A 17854-nucleotide genomic window follows, 5' to 3' on the forward strand; every position below is an offset into this window, starting at 1 on the left:
GGTCGGCGCCGGTCCCGCGAACCGGCGCCGACCTGCGGCGCGAGGCCACGGGATCACCCGAGCGGGCGGCGACGACGGGCCGGGGCCGGGCGGGCGAAGTAGCGTGATGTGCCTGGCCCGACCGATTCTTCCCGGTCTGCCCGGATCCGATCGTTCTGTCCGAAGAAGTCTTCACCCCGCTGCCGGAGGAGGCCCGATGGGCGTGCCAGCCGCTCGCATCGTGTTCGACGAGATCGACCGCTCGGCCGTCGCGGACGCGGTGACCGAGATCCTCGCCACCGGCGCGCTGACGCTCGGCCCGTGGACCGAGCGGTTCGAGCAGGCCTTCGCCGCCGAGCACGGCGCCCCGCACGCGGTCGCCGTCGCCAGCGGGACGGCCGCACTGGAGATCGCGCTGCGCACGGTCGACATCCGCGACCGCGACGTGGTCGTCCCGGCCGTCACCTTCTACGCGACCGCCGCCGCCGTCGTGCACGCGGGCGGCCGGCCGGTCATCGCCGACGTGGACGCGCAGACCCTGGCGCTCAGCCCCGCCACCCTGGAGGCGGCGCTCACCCCGGACACCGCGGCCGTCGTCCTGGTGCACATCGGCGGGCTGGTCACCCCCGAGGTGGACGCCCTGCGCGCGATCTGCGACCGCCGGGGCGTCCCGCTGGTCGAGGACGCCGCCCACGCCCACGGCAGCAGCTACGACGGGCGCGCCGCCGGCACCTTCGGCCTGGCCGGCGCCTTCTCCTTCTACCCGACCAAGCTCACCACCAGCGGCGAGGGCGGCATGATCCTCACCGACTCCGCAGAGCTCCGCGACGAGGCCCGGATCTACCGCGACCAGGGCAAGGGCTCGTTCACCACCAACCACCACGTCCGGTTCGGCGCCTCCTGGCGGATGAGCGAGCTGAACGCCGCCGTCGGCACGGTGCACCTGCGCCGGCTCAAGGAGTTCGTGGAGACCAGGCGGCGGGTCGCCCAGCGCTACGACGCGGCACTCGCCGGACTCGACGGCCTGCAGCCGATCACCGAACCGGCCGGCTCCCGCAGCAACTACTACAAGTACGTGGCGCTGCTGCCGGCCGGCGTCGACCGCGCCGCGTTCAAGCGGGCCGTGGCCGAGGACTTCGGCGTCCGCCTCTCCGGTGAGGTGTACGACCTGCCGCTGCACCTGCAGCCGGTGCTCGCCCCCTACCGGCGGGGCCCGCTCCCGGTCGCCGAGGACCTCTGCGCCCGCCAGATCTGCCTGCCGGTGCACTCCGACATGACCGAGGACGAGACCGACCAGGTGATCGAGGCGGTCACGACCGTCCACCGGCGGCTTGCGGGGTGATGTGCCGGAGCCGCCCCGACGGGCGGCCCGAGAGAGTCCGACCCAGAGTCCCGTCCGAGCCGTCCGCCGAAGCGGACGAGCCCCCGGGCGGGCCGGAGAAGGAGAGAGATCGTGCGCATAGCCGTCACCGGGGGGTGCGGATTCATCGGCTCGCATGTCGTGGACCGGCTGCTGGCCGCCGGACACGAGGTACTCGCGGTGGACACCACCGACCAGTACCTCAACCCGGCCGCCGAGCACGCCCACATCGACGTCCTCGACCTGCCCGCCCTCACCTCCGCCCTGGACGGCAGCGAGGTGGTGTTCCACCTCGCCGCGATGGCCGACGTCGAACGCGTCGCCGCCGACCCGGTGCGGGCGGTGCGGACCAACATCGACGGCACCGAGGCCGTCCTGGAGGCGGCCCGGCGCAGCGGCCTCAGCCGCACCGTGCTGGCGAGCACCGTCTGGGTCTACGGCGCCGCCCTCGCCGAGAACGAACTCGACGGCGGGGAACAGGAGTTGGACGAGCACGTGCCGATCGAGCTGGAGCACAGCGGCCACCTGTACGTCGCCACCAAGCTCGCCGCCGAGATGCTGGTGCACAGCTACCGCGAGCTCTACGGGCAGCACTTCACCATCCTGCGCTACGGCATCCCGTACGGGCCCCGGATGCGGGACGAGCTGGTGGTGGCCCGGTTCGTCCAGGCCGCACTCGCCGGCCGCCCGATCACCATCGCGGGCGACGGCCGGCAGAGCCGCAACTTCGTCTACGTCGAGGACCTCGCCGACGCCCACGTCCGCGCCCTCTCCCCCGCGGCCGAGGACCAGACCTTCGCGCTGGAGGGCTCGACCGCGATCTCGGTACGGGAGATCGCCGACACCGTCGACCGGCTGCTCGGACCGGTCAGCATCGAGCACATCGAGGCCCGCGCCGCCGACTACGCCGGGCGGCGGATCTCGGCCGCCCAGGCGAAGCGGCTGCTGGGGTGGTCACCGCGGACCAACTTCGCGGACGGCGTGCGACGGTACGCCGACTGGTACCGGGAGGCGACCACCACCGCGGCCCGCCCGAGGACCGGCCGCCCGTCCGGCGCCGCCTGAGGCGGGGGCCGGTGCCGCACGCGCTGCTGGTCTCCGGTTCGCTGGGCCAGGGCCACGACGTGATGGCCCGGGCCTGCGCCGACTCGCTGGAGGCCCGCGGCTGGACCACCGCCACCGTCGACGCGATGGCCCTGCTCGGCGAGCGCGCCGGCGCCGCCGGAGAAGCGGTCTTCCGCCGGCTGCTCGACCTGCCGGGGGTCTACGACGCCTTCCACTTCTCGGCGCTGCGCCCCGGCGCGCGGATCGCCCTGGCCGCCGATGCCGCCGCCCGGCGGCGGCTCGTCCCGGCCCTGCGCGCGCTGGTGGACGAGCAGCGGCCGGCGCTGGTGGTGTCCGTGTTCGCGACCGCCACCTCGGCGGTGAACCAGCTGCTCGCCGGGCAGTACGAACGGGAGCACGAACGGGAGCACGGGTGGGGACGCGGGCGGGGGCGGGGGCACGGCCGCGGGCGGCGACCCGGGCCGGAGCCGGCCTTCCGGCACATGGTGCTCTGCACGGACGTCACGCCGCACCGGCTCTGGGTCCAGCCGGGTACCGACCTCTTCCTGGTCACCTCGGAGGTCGCCGCCTGCGCCGTCCGGCGCTACCGCCCGGACGCGGCGGTCGCCGTGCTGCCGGCCCCGCTGCGCGAGCCGTTCTACCACCCGCCCGGGCGGGCCGAGGCGCGGGCCGGGCTCGGGGTGCCGCCGACCGCCCGGTGCGTGCTGCTGATGTCCGGCTCCTGGGGCCTGGGCCCGCTGGCCCGCACGGCCGCGCAGATCTCCGACGCCGGACCGCACGTGCTGGCCGTGGCCGGCCGCAACGGCGAGCTGGAGCGCCGCCTGCGCCGCGCCGCCCGCCACCGGCCCAACCTGCACCCGTTCGGCTACACCGACCGGATCCCCGCCCTGATGGCCGCCGCCGACCTGGTGGTGACCAGCTCCGGCGACACCTGCAGCGAGGCCCGCGCCCTGGGCCGACGTCTGCTGCTGCTGGACGTGGTCCAGGGCCACGGCCGCGACAACCTCCAGCACGAGCTGGAACTCGGCCACGCCGACGTGGCCTCCGCCCGCCCCGCCGAGGTGGTCCGCAACGCCCTCGCCGCCCTGACCCGCCCCGCCCCGCCCCCGTCCCCCGGCGCCACCCCCACCGCCTGGCGCACCGGCTTCGCAGCAGCCCTGCGACGGGTGGGGTTGGACGGCGTGGAGCCGTAGCAGAGGCCTGCGGGCTCTAGAACGACGCCCTGACCGGCCCGTCCACCCGGCCGACCGACTCCTGGTGGAAGCGCCGGTCGTAGCTGCGGCGGATCGTCTCGATCGCGGTGCCCGCCGCCCTCGCCCCGGTGGTCGGGTACAGCAGCACGACCAGGTACGACCGCTCGTGCTCGATGACGCCGTGGCTGTCCCGGTACTGGCCGCGCGCCTGCTCGACGGTGAGGCCGTCGGGGAAGCGCGGAGTGATCTCGGAGTCGACGAAGGTCTGGAACTCCTCGTCCGTGACGGCAGGTCCGCCGTCCGGCCGCTCGGTGCCGAAGAACAGCTCGGTCCGTGTGTACGGGTCGCGCGGCGCGGTCGGTACGTCGGCCGCGCCGGCGACGGGGGCGAGGCTCGCCCCCGTGGCGAGCACGGCGGCAGCGGCGAGCAGCCCGGTCCAGTTCCTGGTCTCCATGGCCTGGTCAACGGCCCGGCCGGGCCGGGAGGCGCGCCGGTTCACCCGTCCGGGCGAGGGTGTCCGCTCCTACGCCAGGGCGTGGTGGCGGAGGGGGCCGAGGGTGAGGGAGCGGGTGCGGCAGTGGGTGGCGATCAGGGGGAGGGCGGCGAGGGTGGCGCGCCAGGAGTCGGGGGCGGAGGTGCAGTCGGAGTCGTGCAGGAGGAGGGTGGCGCCACCGGTGAGGCCGGGGCGGGCGGTGGCGTAGACGGAGTCGCCGGTGGCCTGCTCCGTCCAGTCCCTGCCCCAGGCCGTCCAGAGCACGGGCCGCAGGCCGAGGCGGCGGGCGGCGAGGGCCGGGCCGGCGGTGAGGACGCCGTAGGGCGGGCGGTACCAGCGCGGGCGGGCGCCGCAGAGGTCGGCGACGGCCTCGGTGGCCCGGCGCAGTTCGCGCAGGTCACGGGCGGGCGCCGGGTACCACTGCGGCCGGTGGTGCCAGCCGTGGACGGCGGCCTCGTGGCCCCGGTCGGTCAGCTCGCGGCCGAGGGCCGGTGCGCGCTCCAGCATCGCGCCGAGCAGGAAGAAGGTGGCGCGGATGCCGAGCCGGTCGAGGGCGTCCAGGATGTACGGGGTGCTGCGCGGGTCGGGCCCGTCGTCGAAGGTGAGCGCGATGTGCCGGGGGTCGGCGCCGTAGCCGGCCAGCGGGCGCGCCACCGTCCGGCGCAGGGGCGGCAGGCGGACGGCGGCCGGGGCGAGGTGGAGCAGCTGGACGCCGGCGGCGGCGAGGGCGGCCCGGCGGGCGGCGCGGGCCCGGTCCATCGGCGGGCGCTCAGCCGAAGCGGGACGCCATGCGCCGGAACACCCCCGGCGCGGCGCCGTGGATCCGGGCCGGGAAGCCCAGCCAGTGCGGGACGAAGAGACGGTCCTGCGGGGTGGTGAGGGTCGCGAAGACGGTGTCGGCGACGCGTTCCGCGGTCACCGGGCGCGGGCGTTGCCGCTGGTAGTCCGTGCCGCGGCGGGCGAAGAACGGGGTGTCCACCGCGCCCGGGAGGACCAGCCGGACGCCGACGCCGGTGCCGCGCAGCTCGTACCAGAGGCTCTCGGCGAACATCGCGAGCCCGGCCTTGGTGGCCGCGTAGGCGGCCTCGTCGCGGACGCCGACCTGCCCGGCCATCGAGCCGAGCAGCACGATCCGGCCGCGGCCGCGTTCCAGCATGCCGGGCAGGAGGAGGCGGGTCAGCCGCAGCGGGGCGGCGAGGTTGACCTCCAGCATCCGGTCCAGGGTGTCGGTGGGGGTCTCGGCGTAGGAGCCGCGCCAGCCGAGCCCGGCGCCGGCGATCAGGGCGTCGACCCGGCCGCCGGCGGCGAGGGCCGCTTCGGCGAGGCGCTGCGGTCCGTCGGGCTTGGCGAGGTCCTCGGGCAGCGGGCGGCCGCCGGTCCGGCCGGCGACGTCGTCCAGACGGGTGCGGTCGGTGCCGGAGAGGAGCAGCCGCCAGCCGGCGGTGGCGAGGCGGGCGGCAGTGGCCGCACCGATTCCGGAGGAGGCGCCGGTGATCAGGGCCACCGGCGGGCCCGCCGGGCGGAGCCGCGGTTGTCGGGAGGGTCGATGGGCTACGTCCGTCATGGCTCCTGCCGCTCTGTGCGCGCCGCGCCGTCCGTTTTGTCCGGCAAGTCACCTTCGCATGGCGAGGCCGTTCGGGCTACCGGGCCCGCGGGGCGCCAGGACGGGCGGCGGTCCGGGGCGGGCGCCGGGCGGGCACCGTCGTGCACCGGGCCCACGGACACGGTGGAGGCGGTGGAGGCGGTGGAGGCGGCGGAGCCGGTGGAGGCGGCCGAGGACGTGCGGTCGGTGGAGGCGGTGGAGGCGATGGGCCCGTCGGTGGCCGTGGGGCCGACCTCCGCCTCGACCTCGCCGAAGCGGGAGAGCACGAACGTGCCGCCGACCGCCACGGCGAAGCCGGTCAGGGCACACCAGCCGTAACCGGGGCGCGCCGCGTCGCCCAGGGCGGTCACCCCGACCAGCGCCGGGCCGAAGGTCTCGGCGACCGTGCCCGCGGCCGTCGCCGCCGTGACCGTGCCCCGCTGCAGCGCGAGCGCATAGGCGAGGTAGCCGCCGAGGCCGCCCAGGGCAAGGCCGTAGGCGGCCGGGTCGGTGAAGACGGCGGCCACACTGCCGACGTCGAGGACGCGGACGGCGAGGCTGGTCACGCCGAAGCCGACGCCGGCGAGCAGGCCCAGGCCGGCCGCGGCGGCGTTGCCGTTCAGCCGGGCGAGCACGAGGGTGAGCAGGAGCATCACCACCGTGGTCGCGAGCAGGGCCCAGTGGAACGCCGGGGGCGCGTGGTCGCGGCCCTCCTGGCCGGAGCCGAGCGCGAGCAGCGTCAGGCCGACCACCACGGCGGCGATGCCGAGCAGATCGCTGCGCCGCAGGTGGGCGCCGAGCAGCCAGACGGCGGCCAGCGCCGTCACCGCGAGGCCGGCGTTGGTCACCGACTGGACCAGGAACAGCGGCAGGGTGCGCAGCGCGACGATGCTCAGCGCGAAACCGGCGATGTCGAGGCCCGTGCCGAGCAGGAACTGCCAGGACCGGACCAGCGCGGCGAGCAGCCCTGCCCGCACCCGGTCCGCGCGGGGCGCCGACCTGGCGCCGCGGGCCTGGAAGACCGACCCGAAGCCGAAGCACACGGTCGCGACCAGGGCGGTGGTGAGTCCGAGCAGCATGGCTCTCCCAGCCTCGGAGGCAGGATCCACCACCAGTCTGGTCCCCCGCCCCGGGCCCCGCTCCCCCGTACCCGGCCGCGGCGGCGGGAGCGGCGAGCGGCGGCGGCAACAAGGCGCGGGGCGTAGGGCCTGTCTTCGATCAGGCGAGGTCCGGGTGGGCGGCGGCGATCCCGGGCGAGCGGCCGGTGCCCGCTCCGGTCACCGGGAGGGCGGCCCAGGGCGGCGGGCCGGCAGGGTGCTCGCCCGGGTCGGCCGCCGGGGCGGCGGCGGTCGGAGCGGTGTCGAGGGCGTGGACGGTGTAGTGGTGCGGGGCCATGGCGGTGTCCCGGCCGGGGAGGGCGGCGACCACCGCCAGGTGGGCGGTGAGCGGGGTGACGTCCGGGTCGGTGGTGGCGATCTTCGCGGTGATCCGCCCCTCCGCCACGTCGACCGCGGTGACGGCACCGGGGCCGAGGGCGTCGGTGACCAGGCTCCGGACGGCGTCCAGGTCGATCCAGCAGTTGTCGATCCGGTGCCAGTCGCCGGTCCGGGCGGCGGGGCGCAGCCCGGTGAGGGCGGGCAGGGCGGAGAGCGGGACCGGGCCCCGGCCGGCGGCCTTGAGGAGGGCGGTCAGGGCGAGCGCGAACCGTTCGGTCTCCGCGCGGTCGAGCACCTGCGGGCAGGCGAGCAGGACGAACTCCAGGCTGTCGACGGCCCGCAGGACGTTGAGCATGACGCGGACCGCGAGCGGCTGGTCGGGCAGCCAGGTCAGCTCGGGGTCGGTGACCGGGGCGGGGCGGGCGTCCGACATCAGCTCGGGGATGGTCAGGCTGAGGTCGTTCACGACGACGTGGCGTACGAACCGGGCGCCGCGCAGGTGGGTGACGTCCTCGATCAGCTGCCACACCTTCTCGGAGTCGAGGGTGCTGTGCCAGTAGCCGGCGAGCGAGGCCGCCTTGGTGCGGCCGATCAGCTGGTCCAGGTCGGCCGTGTCGGTGTCCAGGACGAGCAGGGCGTCCTGGGCGAGGGTGCCGATGTGGTCGGCCATGACGGCGCGCTGGCGGTTGGCGGAGAGGGCGGCGAACACCAGCTCCGACTGGTCCGCCCGCTGGGCGACCAGCGCGGAGAAGGCCGCGAGCAGGACGACCGAGGGGCTGGCGCCGGTGCGCCGCGAGGCCGCGGCGAGATCGGCCGCGGCGGCGCGGGAGCGCAGGACGACGGCGGCGAGGCCGTTCGGCGGGCCGGTGATCCGGGAGTCGGCGAAGACCGCCTGCGGGCCGGTGGCCAGGGCCTTCTCCCAGTGCCGCAGGCTGGCGGCGGTCTTGCGCCGGCCCTGGTCGCTCTGTTCCAGCGCGGCCACCTCCAGCGGCGTGCGTGCGGTGACGGGCGGCAGCTCCTTGCCGGCGGCGAGGGCGATCCAGTCCTGGAGCAGCAGGGTGGTCGCGGCGCCGTCGGCGCCGGCGTGGCAGACCGTGACGACCAGGCGCCGGACCAGGTCCGCGTCGGCCAGCAGGGTGAAGCGGAGCCGGATCCCGTCCGCGAGGTCGAACGGGAGGGCGACGTCGGACCGGCCCGATGCGTCGGCCAGGCGGTCGAGTTCGGCGTCGCCGAGGCCCTCGGCGCCGAGCACGGTGACGGTGAACTCGCCCTCGGAGCGGACCTCCTGGCGTTCCGGGAAGCCGTCCGGCGCCGGACCGGGCGGGAAGACGGTGCGCAGCGAGTCGTGCCGTTCGACGAGGGTGCGCAGGGCGTCGAGGGCCGCGGCGAGGGTGGTCCCGTCGGGCACCGGCCAGACGGACTCCTTGTTGATCTGCTCGGGCAGGTCGCGCCGGATGCAGCGGACCATGTTGTCCTGGCCGAGGGTGAGCGGGCCGGAGCCGCTGCTCGCGCCGCTGAACCGGACCGTGATCCGCCGGTCGTTCTCTGTCACGTCGTCCGCGCCTTTCGGCTCGCCGGGGCCCTGCGGGTGTGCCGCCGGGGGTGTGGGCGGCGGCGCTGTCAGCGGTCCGCCGAGTGGTCCGGGTCGATGGCCCGGGAGGGTGGCTCGATCCTCGAATGCGTTGTCAGGTGGTGATGTTCAGTGCAGCGCACAGGCTCCACCGGTGGGTGCGCAGCCGGAACGGGCGGTCGCCGACGGCCGCCACGGCGGCCCGGAAGTCGCCGGGCACCGTCGCGTCGTCGATCCGGCACGGGCCGGGGCCGAGCGCTCCGGCGTCGGCCAGGACGCGTGGCGCCGGGCCGGCCAGCGGCAGGCCGAAGCCCTGGACGAGGCGGCCGCCGTATGCCTTGACGCAGGCCTCGCGGCGGCACCAGAGCTCGGTGAAGCGCTCGGCCCGGGCGGCCGGCGTCGGGGCGGCGGCCAGCAACTCCGCCTCGCGGCCGGGGAAGTAGCGGTGGGCGATGCGGGAGGCCACCTGTGCGTCGCGGATCTCCTCGACGTCGGCGCCCACCTCCCGCCGTTCGGCCAGGGCGAGCACGGCGAGCGTGCCCGAGGCCGACCAGCTCACGCCGAGCCGGTCGCCGGCCGGTCCGCGCCCGTCGACCGGCTCGGGTTTGCCGTGCGGGCCGTAGCGCCAGCCGAGTTCGGCCGGGGGGAGGCCGAGCCGTTCGGCGACGAGCAGCCGGACGGCGCCGCGCACGGCGGTGAACCGCCGCCCGAGAGCGGGATCCGGGCCGGCCGCGCGGGCACGCTCGGCAGGGTCCAGGAGCGTTCTCAACTCGTCGAGCACGCCGTCCGGTTGGTCGGTCGGGATGATCCAGAGGTCGACGTGGTCGGCGGGGGGCGGGGCGGTCACGGGCCGGCCCCGAGGGTGAGGGTGCTGAGCACACCGAGCCTGCGATCGAGGCCGGCGACCACGACGGGGCGCTGCCGGGCCTGCCAGGCGGGCAGCGCCCGGGCCAGCTCCGTCCAGAGGCCGGTGAACGGTTGTCCGCCCGGGGCCACCGCCGTGGCGGCGTCGCCGAGGGCGGGTTCGCCCGCGAGGCCGGTGTCGAGCAGCAGTGCCGCGTCGGCCCCGGCGGACCGCACCCGGTCGTGCACGGCGTTGACCGCCGACTCCGGTTCCGCGCAGGGCTCCTGGGTGACCGCCAGACCGCCCGGGCCGGGCCCGTGGCGTCCCAGGGCGGCGGCCCCGCCGTCGGTCTCGTCGGTATCGCCGATCCCGTCGGCTTCGTCGCAGACCAGGACCACCGCGCAGTGCCGCCGGGGCAGTTCGACCGGCGCGGCGGGCCGGTAGTGCAGCGTGGTCTGCTCGGCCAGGACGACCACCGCCCGCCGGCAGCCGCCGGTGCGGTGGTGGGCGGCGGCGATCCGCAGTGCACCGAACGCCCCCGCCGTGCCCTGGTCGCAGAGCGCGAAGGCCAGCGGCTCACCCGGACAGGACCGGCTCAGCGCCAGTGAACTGGGCGCACCGGGGCGGACGTCGGGCGAGTCGAAGGCCAGGATCAGCAGGTCGACCGGGGGCCCGTCGGCGACCGCCTCGCGCAGCAGTCCCTCGGCCAGCTCCGCATAGGAGTGGCCGACGCCCTCCTGCAACAGGTCCTCGCGCAGCGGCAGCCCGTAGGGGCGGACCAGGTCGGAGACGAAGACCCGCAGGTCCGGGTCGAGCGAAGTCTCCGACCGCCCGTCGGTGTACGCCGACAGGATCCGGGTGAGACCCAGCGCGGTTCCGGGCGGCGGGGCGGAGGCGGCGGGCACCCGGTCAGTCCTCGGCGATGATGTGGCCGGCGACGTAGTCGGCGAGGCTGGTGACCGAGCGCAGGTCGTCCTCGCCGATCTGTTCGACGTCGACCTGGATGTCCAGCGCCTCCTCGATCTCCAGGATCAGCTCGATGGTGCTCGCGGAGGTGAGGCCGAGGTCGTCGAAGAGGCAGGCGTTCTCGGGGATTTCGGGCAGGTCGCGCTTGAGGACGCGCGGCAGCAGCTCGCCGAGGCTGTGCAGGATCCGGTCGCGCAGCTCGGTGTCGGTGGTCTGGACCACTGGGTCTGGCATGGGTGTCCCGTCCCGTCGTGCTGAGAGGTGGATGGGGCGCGGGGCGCGCTCGGCGGCAGGCGCGCTCGGCGGTGGGGTGCGGTAGGCGGTGAGTGCGGTCGGCACGGCACCGGTCCGGCTCACGGCCGCTCCGGCGTGCGGGACTGACGAAGCGTCAGTGCTCGACGGCCATGGCGGAGAAGGTGGCCCCGACGCCGGCGGCGGCGATCAGGTAGCGGTCGCCGCGGCGCAGCAGCCCCCGCGTGGTGGCGGTGTGAAGATTGATGAGACTGTCTGCAGCGAAACTGTGCCCGACCGAACGCACGTTGTCCAGCACCACCTTCTCGACCGGATACCCGATCCGGCGGCAGATCATCCGCCAGGAGGCCTGGTTGACGTTGTGCGGAAGGATCGCGGCGAGGTCCGAGAGGTCCAGACCTGCCTGGTCGAGGGCGGATTCCATGGCCTCGATCATCACCGCCGGGTACTCCCGCTGGTAGCGGGCGAGCAGGTCCGGATCCTCGGCCAGGCGGCCGTCGAACTCGGGGCGGTGGCGCACGGCGAAGGAGAGCACTCGATCGTGCTCGCCGCCCGCGCGGACCAGGCACGCGGCGGCGCCCTCGGCGAAGATCCCGGTCTCGGGCACCACTTGGGCGTCCTTGGTGAAGGTCTTCTCGCCGGCGAGCACCAGGGCCAGCGCGTCGGGGTCCTGGCAGCCGGACAGCAGCCGGCCGGCCAGGTCGACGGCCAGCAGCCCCACCGCGCAGGCGTGGTGGGTGACGGTGAAGGCCACAGCCCGGGACAGGCCGCGGCGGGCGATCAGGTCGTGGAGCGGGTTGAGCGGGTAGGGCACCGCCACCGGCATGCTGCGGGCGTGGATCACGAAGCGGACGTGCCGTTCGCGTCCGCTCAGTTGCGGCAGGGCCTCGACGGCGGCGTCGAGCAGGTCGGGCAGCGTCCCGTCCGGGTCCAGTCGCAGCTGGTCCAGGCCGTGGAAGCGACGGAAGAGTCGAAGTTGACGTGGGGTCAGGCCGATCCGGTCGCCCACCGCCTCGATGGGCACGGCGTGGTGGGGGAGGTGAACGGCCACTGCCTCCAGTGCGGTCACGCGGGCTAGTATTCCGACGCCCGACGGGTCGCACAAGTGATCTCCGGCCCTTCGAGGAATCGTCCGCCCCCTGCCGTCGAGCTGGTGGAGCTCCCCCATGGCTGAAGCCGAACCCCCCGTTTCCCCTGCCCCGGTACGCCGCGAGCCGCTGCACGCCGCCGCGACACCCGGCGGTTCGCCGCACCCCGGCCCGGTCCGGCCCGAGTTGGTCGCGCTGCTGGTCGAGGCGGCCGACGCTCCCCCGGAGTGGGCCGAACGGGTCACCCCACAGGCCCTCCTGGACGCCGATCTGATGCTGGACGAGTACGAACTCGCCGCCCTGGATGCCCTGCTGTGCACCCGCTTCGGCCCGTCGGCCGGCCTGACCCGGCTCCGCGCCGGTCTGGACCTCGAAGCCCTGGAGGCGCTGACCGTCGCCGATGTGCAACGGCTGCTGCCCGCCGCGGAGGCCGACCGGTGAGCCGCTTCCTGTTCGTGGTCCCGCCGCTGACCGGCCACGTCAACCCGACCGTCGGCATCGCCCGCGAGCTGGCCGCCCGCGGCCACGACGTCGCCTGGACCGGGACCGAGACGGTGCTGCGGCCGCTGCTGGGGCCGCAGGCCCACGTGCTCGGCACCGGGACCAGGGCTTTCCGCGCCCAGGGCGGGCACGGCCTGGCGGCCCTGCGCTCGCTCTGGGAGGGCTTCATCGTCCCTTACGCGCGGTTCACCGCGAAGCCGCTGGACGCGGCCGTGCGCGCGTACCGCCCGGACGCCGTGCTGGTGGACCAGCACACCCCGGCCGGGGCGCTGGTGGCGCACCGGCACCGGCTGCCGTGGGCGAGCCTGGCGCCGGGGGCGATGGAGCTGGGGCGGCCGTTCCGCGGCCTGCCGCAGGTGGAGGCCTGGATGACCGGCCTGCTCCGGGGCCTCTGGCGGCGGGCCGGGCTGCCCGAGGAGGAGTACACCGATCCGCGGTTCTCGCCCGCGCTGGTGCTGGCGCCGACAGGCCCCGCGCTGACCGGTCCGCTGGCGGCCGGCCCCGCGCTGACCGGTCCCGTGGCGGCCGGCACCGTACCGGCCGGGGCGGCGGCGTTGCCGGCGCAGGTCGCGCAGATCGGGCCGGTCCTGGCCGGGCGCCCGGCCGACCCGGCGTTCCCGTGGGAGCGGCTGGCACCCGGGCGGCGCCGGGTGCTGGTCACCATGGGCACCCTGGCCGGGGACGTCGGCGCGGACTTCCACGCCCGGGCCGTCCGGGCGCTCGCCCTGTGCGGCGACGACGTGCAGCCGGTGATCGCGGCGCCGCGCGATCTGCTGCCGGAACTGCCGGACCACGCCGCCGCCGCGGACCGGGTGCCGGTCCTGGAGCTGCTGGCGCGCGGCGCACTCGACGCGGTGCTCTGCCACGGCGGGATGAACACCGTGGGCGAGGCCCTGGCGCACGGGATCCCGCTGGTGACGGCGCCGATCCGGCACGACCAGCCGTTCGTCGCGGCGCAGGTGGAGGCGGCCGGGGCCGGGCTGCGGGCGCCGTTCCCCCGGGCCACGCCGGAGCAGTTGGCGGCGCGGCTGCGGGCCGTGCTCGACGAGCCCCGGTACCGGACGGCGGCGTCCCGGGTCGGCGCCGAACTGCTGGCCTGCGGCGGGGCGGTGGCGGCGGCCGACCGGCTGGAGTCGCTGGTGGCGGGCCGGGCAGACCCGAGGAATCCATTGGTCTAGGCCATTGTTTCCGGAGGGTCGCAGACTCTAGGGTGGGCCCGCAGCACCACCTCACGGTGCCCCGGCAACCCATCCCCGCACGGGAGTTCTGGTTGATCGAGACCAAGGGACTGCGTAAGTCCTACCCCTCCGGAAAGCGCGGCCAGGCCGCCGTCGACGCCGTGCGCGGCATCGATCTCGACGTCGCCGCAGGCGAGATCTTCGGCTTCCTCGGCCCCAACGGCGCCGGCAAGACGACCACCCTGCGCATGCTCGCCACGCTCATCCGCCCGGACGGCGGCGAGGCCCGGATCGCCGGCGCGGACCTGCTGGCCGACCCGGCCGAGGTCCGCCGCCGGATCGGCTACGTCGCCCAGGGCGGCGGCACCACCGACGCCGTCACCGGCCGCGAGGAGCTGGTGCACCAGGCCCGGATGCACGGCACCGGCAAGGCCGAGGCCCTGCGCCGCGCCGACGACGCGCTGCGGGCCTTCGAGCTCACCGAGTTCGCCGACCGCCCGTGCCGCACCTACTCCGGCGGCCAGCGCCGCCGGGTGGACATCGCCCTCGGCGTCATCCACGCGCCCAGGGTGCTCTTCCTCGACGAGCCCACGGTGGGCCTGGACCCGGCCAGCCGCGGCCACGTATGGGCGGAGATCCGCCGCCTGCGCGCCGAGGGCATGACCGTGGTGGTGACCACCCACTACCTCGACGAGGCCGACGCCCTCTGCGACCGGGTGGCCATCGTCGACCACGGCGGGATCGTCGCCGAGGGCACTCCCGAGACGCTCAAACGGGAGATCTCCGGCGACGTGGTGCTGGTCGGCCTGCCCGCGGGCGAGGCCGAACGGGCCGCCAAGGCCCTGCGCGAACAGTCCTACCTGCACCGGCTGGAGGCACAGGGCGACGACGGGCTCCGGCTCTACCTGGACGACGGCGCCGCCGCGATCCCGCTGCTCATGCGCGCCCTGGACGGCGCGGGCGTCGTCCCCGGCACCGTGCAGCTGCAACGCCCCAGCCTGGACGACGTGTTCCTGGCCCGCACCGGCCGCTCGATCGAGCAGTCCTGATCCGAGAACGAAGAGGCGCCATGAAGCTCGCCCGCGACACCTGGCTGGTCTTCCAGCGGCAGTTGCTGCTGATGTGGCGAACGCCGGTCTGGATCGCCGTCGGCGTCATCCAGCCGGTCTTCTACCTGCTGCTGTTCGCACCGCTGCTGAAGAAGGTGCTGGCGCCGATGGGCGCGACCACCTACGCCGAGGCCTACCAGATCTACGTGCCGGGCCTGTTGGCGGTGCTCTGCATCTTCGGCGGCCTGTACACCGGGTTCAGCCTGCTCGGCGAGCTGAAGGCCGGCATCATCGAGCGCTCCCGGGTCACTCCGGTCAGCAGGCTGGCGCTGCTCCTCGGCCGGGCGCTGCGCGAGACGGTCGCCCTGCTGGTGCAGGCCGTCATCATCACGCTGATCGCGCTGCCGTTCGGCCTGCGGGTGGGACCGGTGGACCTGCTGCTGGCCTACCTGCTGCTCGGCCTGCTGGCGCTGATGACCTCGGCGATCTCCTACGGCATCGCCCTGTTGCTCCCGGCCGACGAGGCGATGGCCCCCGTGGTGAACACCCTCGCGCAGCCGATCGCCCTGCTCTCCGGCGTCCTGCTGCCGCTGGCGCTGGCGCCGATGTGGCTGCAGACGATGGCCAAGTGGAACCCCTTCTACTGGGCCGTGGAGGGCATGCGCGCACTGTTCTCCGGGCACATCGGGGACGACGTGGTCTGGCAGGGGCTGCTGGTGGTCGTGCTGATGACGGTGGCGGCGGTCGCCTGGTCGGCCCGGCTGTTCTCCCGCCGGGTCCGCTGACCACGGACACCCGAACGGGCGGGCCGGGTGGTCGTCGACCACCCGGCCCGCCGCCGTCCCCGTACGGTGGGCGCCCCTCCCGCGCCGCCCGGACGGCGTTGCCGCGTCAGCCGGCCCCGGCGCGGACGAACCGCGCCAGGGCGGCCACCCCGTCGACGATCTGACGTTCGGTCAGTGAGCTGATCGAGAGCCGGAGCCGCCGTTCTCCCCCGCCGGCCGGGTAGAACGGCGCCATCGGCGTCCAGAGCACGCCGTGGTCGCGCGCGCACCGCTCCATCGCGGCCTCGTCGGCCGCGAACGGCACGGTCAGCACGGCGAAGAAGCCGCCCTCCGGCTCGTTCCAGGAGATCCCCAGCCGGCGCCGCTCCGACGGCGGGAAGTGCCGCTCCAACTCGCCCAGCAGCACGGTCATGTTGGCCGCGTAGTAGGCCGCAGCCGGAGCGTTGGCCTCGCGCAGCCGGCAGTCGTGCCGCAGCAGCATGCCGCCGATCACGGCCTGGCTGAGCGCGGGCGTGTTGACCGTCGTCATGCTCTTCAGCCGGGCCAGCTCGTCCGCGAGCAGCGTCCGCCGCCCGCCGGGGCCGGCCACCTCCTGGTCCGCCACCACGTAGCCGAGGCGGGCGCCGGGGAAGCAGGTCTTGGCGAAGGAGCCGAGGTAGACCACCTGGCGGCGGCGGTCCAACGCCTTCAGGGTGGGCCGTTCGCCGGCGTCCCGGGCGAAGAAGCCGTACGGGTTGTCCTCGACGACCAGCAGGCCCTCCTCCGCCGCCGCGTCCAGCAGCCGGCTGCGGGCGGGCACGGGCATGCTGGTGCCGGACGGGTTGGCGAAGTCCGGGACGACGTAGAGCGCGCGCGGGCGCCGGCCCCCGGCGCGGACGGCGCGGGCCGCGGCGCGCACCGCCGCCGGATCGGGCCCGCCCCCGGGCCCCTCGGGCACCGGGACGGTGGTGAGGTCGAGCAGCCGGGCAGCACCCGTCACGCCGACGTAGCACGGCGAACTGACCAGCAGCACGTCGTCCGGGCCCGCGCAGAGCGCCCGCAGCGTCAGCAGCATGCCCTCCTGGGCGCCGACGGTGAGCACCAGGGCCTCCGGCGGCACGGTGAGGCCCTCGTCGTTGGCCAGGGTGCGGGCGACCAGGTCGGCGATGACGCCCTTGGTCGGCCCGTACTGGAAGAGCGTGCTGCGGACGGCGTCCCGGCCGGCTCCGCGGGCCGCCAGGTGGTCCAGGTAGGTGTCGAGGTAGTGGTGGACGTCGGCGGGCTCGAAGAGGCCCTCGTAGGGGCGGCCGGGCGCGAAGGAGACGGCCTGCGGGTAGCGGGTGGTGGCCTCGTTGAGGAAGGTCATCGCGTCCAGCAGCGGATCGGCGAGGGAGGCGTGCAGCTCGCCCAGTTGCAGGGGGGCCGGTCTCAGGGGGTCCGGCGGCCCGTCCTGGCCGGGGTTCGCGGCCCGCTCGGGGGCGGCCGTGTCAGCGGCCGTGCTGGACGCGGCCGGCGTGTGGCGGGCGCTCACCGCAGGGCCTCCCGCAGCCGCTCGGCCGCGTAGCGCTGCGCCTCGCCGGCCGCGTCCAGCACGCCGGTCATGGCGAAGAAGCCGTGCGGCATCCCGCCGTACCGCCGCGCCTCGACCGGAACGCCGGCCGCGCGCAGCGCCTCCGCGTACCGCTCGCCCTCGTCGCGCAGCGGGTCGTACTCGGCCGTGAGCACGGTGGCGGGCGGCAGTCCGGCGAGGCTCGGGGCGCGCAGCGGGGAGGCGTGCGGGTGGTCGCCGTCCGTGGGGTCGGCCAGGTAGTGGCCCCAGTACCAGGCGACCGAGCGGCGGTTGAACAGCAGCGGGTCGTCGTGCTCGCGCAGCGAGGCGGTGTCGGCCCGGTGGTCGGTGTTGGGGTAGACGAGCAGCTGGTGGCGCAGGGCCGGGCCGCCCTCGTCGCGGGCGAGCAGGGCGAGCGCCGCGGCCAGGTTGCCGCCGGCGCTGTCCCCGGCGACGGCGAGGCGGGCGGCGTCGACGCCGAGCGCGCCGGCCTGCTCGGCCAGCCAGCGGGCGGCCGCGCGGCAGTCGTGGACGGCGGCGGGAAAGGGGTGCTCGGGGGCGAGGCGGTAGCCGACGGAGGCGGTGACGCAGCCCACCGCATTGGTGAGCCGGCGGCAGATCGCGTCGCTGGTGTCGGGCGAGCCGAGGGTCCAGCCGCCGCCGAAGAGGTAGAGCAGGGCGGGAAGTTCGCGGCCGGGCGGCTCCGGCCGGTAGAGGCGCACGGCGAGCGGGCCGCCGGGGCCGGCGATCCGGTGCTCCTCGACGGCGGCGACGGGCTCGGGGGTACCGGCCGAGGCCCGGATGTCGGCCAGGTCGGCCGCCCGGGCTTCGGCCGGGGTGAGGCTGTAGAGCGGCGGAGTGCCGGCCCGGGCGCGGCGCTCGCGCAGGGCCTGGGCCTGGGGGTGCAGTGGCATGGGTGGTCGTCGTCCCGTCGGGCTGGTGGTCGGACGCCCGGGGCCACCCGGGCGTCGGGGGCGTACAAGGC

Annotated in this window: 18 protein-coding genes; 7 read left to right on the top strand and 11 right to left on the bottom strand. The window is 75.7% G+C overall.

Annotation, left to right across the window (positions count from 1 at the left end):
- The first annotated feature begins 196 nt into the window (after positions 1 to 196).
- From ACIPSC_RS09490 to ACIPSC_RS09500, 3 genes are all read left to right on the top strand, one after another.
- Positions 197 to 1321 (top strand): DegT/DnrJ/EryC1/StrS family aminotransferase, encoded by a 1125-nt coding sequence (locus ACIPSC_RS09490; RefSeq protein WP_400824440.1) that lies wholly within the window; start codon positions 197 to 199, stop codon positions 1319 to 1321.
- Positions 1322 to 1432: 111 nt separating this feature from the next.
- On the top strand, positions 1433 to 2404 hold the full coding sequence (locus ACIPSC_RS09495; RefSeq protein WP_400824441.1) for an NAD-dependent epimerase/dehydratase family protein: 972 nt from the start codon (positions 1433 to 1435) through the stop codon (positions 2402 to 2404).
- Positions 2405 to 2415: 11 nt separating this feature from the next.
- Entirely contained in the window at positions 2416 to 3597 is a 1182-nt protein-coding gene (locus ACIPSC_RS09500) for a hypothetical protein (RefSeq protein WP_400824442.1), read from the top strand.
- A 16-nt stretch (positions 3598 to 3613) separates the two neighbouring features.
- Here ACIPSC_RS09500 and ACIPSC_RS09505 read toward each other — a convergent pair whose 3' ends face one another.
- The 9 genes from ACIPSC_RS09505 to ACIPSC_RS09545 form a co-directional block, all read right to left on the bottom strand.
- Positions 3614 to 4051: a DUF3574 domain-containing protein gene (locus ACIPSC_RS09505; RefSeq protein WP_400824443.1), complete on the bottom strand. Its 438-nt coding sequence runs from the start codon at positions 4049 to 4051 to the stop codon at positions 3614 to 3616.
- A gap of 69 nt (positions 4052 to 4120) precedes the next feature.
- Positions 4121 to 4849 (bottom strand): polysaccharide deacetylase family protein, encoded by a 729-nt coding sequence (locus tag ACIPSC_RS09510; protein WP_400824444.1) that lies wholly within the window; start codon positions 4847 to 4849, stop codon positions 4121 to 4123.
- 10 nt (positions 4850 to 4859) lie between these two features.
- A complete protein-coding gene (locus ACIPSC_RS09515) occupies positions 4860 to 5594 on the bottom strand; it encodes an SDR family NAD(P)-dependent oxidoreductase (RefSeq protein WP_400824445.1) in 735 nt (244 codons plus the stop codon).
- 56 nt (positions 5595 to 5650) lie between these two features.
- Positions 5651 to 6751, bottom strand: coding sequence for a hypothetical protein (locus ACIPSC_RS09520; protein ID WP_400824446.1), 1101 nt, complete (start codon positions 6749 to 6751; stop codon positions 5651 to 5653).
- 139 nt (positions 6752 to 6890) lie between these two features.
- Complete coding sequence (locus ACIPSC_RS09525; protein ID WP_400824447.1) at positions 6891 to 8660, bottom strand: condensation domain-containing protein; 1770 nt, start codon at positions 8658 to 8660, stop codon at positions 6891 to 6893.
- Between the two features lie 133 nt (positions 8661 to 8793).
- A complete protein-coding gene (locus ACIPSC_RS09530) occupies positions 8794 to 9525 on the bottom strand; it encodes a 4'-phosphopantetheinyl transferase family protein (RefSeq protein WP_400824448.1) in 732 nt (243 codons plus the stop codon).
- Positions 9522 to 10427 (bottom strand): hypothetical protein, encoded by a 906-nt coding sequence (locus tag ACIPSC_RS09535; protein WP_400824449.1) that lies wholly within the window; start codon positions 10425 to 10427, stop codon positions 9522 to 9524. The genes ACIPSC_RS09530 and ACIPSC_RS09535 overlap by 4 nt, the downstream gene beginning before the upstream one ends.
- Before the next feature lie 4 nt (positions 10428 to 10431).
- Positions 10432 to 10722 (bottom strand): acyl carrier protein, encoded by a 291-nt coding sequence (locus ACIPSC_RS09540; RefSeq protein ID WP_400824450.1) that lies wholly within the window; start codon positions 10720 to 10722, stop codon positions 10432 to 10434.
- A 154-nt stretch (positions 10723 to 10876) separates the two neighbouring features.
- Positions 10877 to 11809: a 3-oxoacyl-[acyl-carrier-protein] synthase III C-terminal domain-containing protein gene (locus ACIPSC_RS09545; RefSeq protein WP_400824451.1), complete on the bottom strand. Its 933-nt coding sequence runs from the start codon at positions 11807 to 11809 to the stop codon at positions 10877 to 10879.
- A gap of 97 nt (positions 11810 to 11906) precedes the next feature.
- Here ACIPSC_RS09545 and ACIPSC_RS09550 point away from each other — a divergent pair, with 97 nt between their 5' ends.
- From ACIPSC_RS09550 to ACIPSC_RS09565, 4 genes are all read left to right on the top strand, one after another.
- Entirely contained in the window at positions 11907 to 12269 is a 363-nt protein-coding gene (locus tag ACIPSC_RS09550) for a hypothetical protein (protein WP_400824452.1), read from the top strand.
- Positions 12266 to 13507, top strand: a complete 1242-nt coding sequence (locus ACIPSC_RS09555; protein ID WP_400824453.1) for a glycosyltransferase — start codon at positions 12266 to 12268, stop codon at positions 13505 to 13507. The genes ACIPSC_RS09550 and ACIPSC_RS09555 overlap by 4 nt, the downstream gene beginning before the upstream one ends.
- Positions 13508 to 13599: 92 nt before the next feature.
- On the top strand, positions 13600 to 14556 hold the full coding sequence (locus tag ACIPSC_RS09560) for an ATP-binding cassette domain-containing protein (RefSeq protein WP_400824455.1): 957 nt from the start codon (positions 13600 to 13602) through the stop codon (positions 14554 to 14556).
- A gap of 20 nt (positions 14557 to 14576) precedes the next feature.
- Positions 14577 to 15341 (top strand): ABC transporter permease, encoded by a 765-nt coding sequence (locus tag ACIPSC_RS09565; protein ID WP_400824457.1) that lies wholly within the window; start codon positions 14577 to 14579, stop codon positions 15339 to 15341.
- A 106-nt stretch (positions 15342 to 15447) separates the two neighbouring features.
- Here the strand turns inward: ACIPSC_RS09565 and ACIPSC_RS09570 are convergent, their stop codons facing one another.
- Positions 15448 to 16851, bottom strand: a complete 1404-nt coding sequence (locus ACIPSC_RS09570) for a PLP-dependent aminotransferase family protein (protein ID WP_400824458.1) — start codon at positions 16849 to 16851, stop codon at positions 15448 to 15450.
- On the bottom strand, positions 16848 to 17783 hold the full coding sequence (locus ACIPSC_RS09575) for an alpha/beta hydrolase (protein ID WP_400824459.1): 936 nt from the start codon (positions 17781 to 17783) through the stop codon (positions 16848 to 16850). The genes ACIPSC_RS09570 and ACIPSC_RS09575 overlap by 4 nt, the downstream gene beginning before the upstream one ends.
- Positions 17784 to 17854 lie beyond the last annotated feature (71 nt).

Source organism: Kitasatospora sp. NPDC090091 (genome assembly GCF_044747365.1).
Classification (GTDB): domain Bacteria; phylum Actinomycetota; class Actinomycetes; order Streptomycetales; family Streptomycetaceae; genus Kitasatospora.

Excerpts from the sequence above, each read along its gene's own strand:
- ACIPSC_RS09490 (WP_400824440.1), top strand. The coding sequence starts at position 197 with ATGGGCGTGCCAGCCGCTCGCATCGTGTTCGACGAGATCGACCGCTCG.
- ACIPSC_RS09505 (WP_400824443.1), bottom strand. The coding sequence starts at position 4,051 with ATGGAGACCAGGAACTGGACCGGGCTGCTCGCCGCTGCCGCCGTGCTC.
- ACIPSC_RS09510 (WP_400824444.1), bottom strand. The coding sequence starts at position 4,849 with ATGGACCGGGCCCGCGCCGCCCGCCGGGCCGCCCTCGCCGCCGCCGGC.
- ACIPSC_RS09520 (WP_400824446.1), bottom strand. The coding sequence starts at position 6,751 with ATGCTGCTCGGACTCACCACCGCCCTGGTCGCGACCGTGTGCTTCGGC.
- ACIPSC_RS09540 (WP_400824450.1), bottom strand. The coding sequence starts at position 10,722 with ATGCCAGACCCAGTGGTCCAGACCACCGACACCGAGCTGCGCGACCGG.
- ACIPSC_RS09550 (WP_400824452.1), top strand. The coding sequence starts at position 11,907 with ATGGCTGAAGCCGAACCCCCCGTTTCCCCTGCCCCGGTACGCCGCGAG.
- ACIPSC_RS09565 (WP_400824457.1), top strand. The coding sequence starts at position 14,577 with ATGAAGCTCGCCCGCGACACCTGGCTGGTCTTCCAGCGGCAGTTGCTG.
- ACIPSC_RS09575 (WP_400824459.1), bottom strand. The coding sequence starts at position 17,783 with ATGCCACTGCACCCCCAGGCCCAGGCCCTGCGCGAGCGCCGCGCCCGG.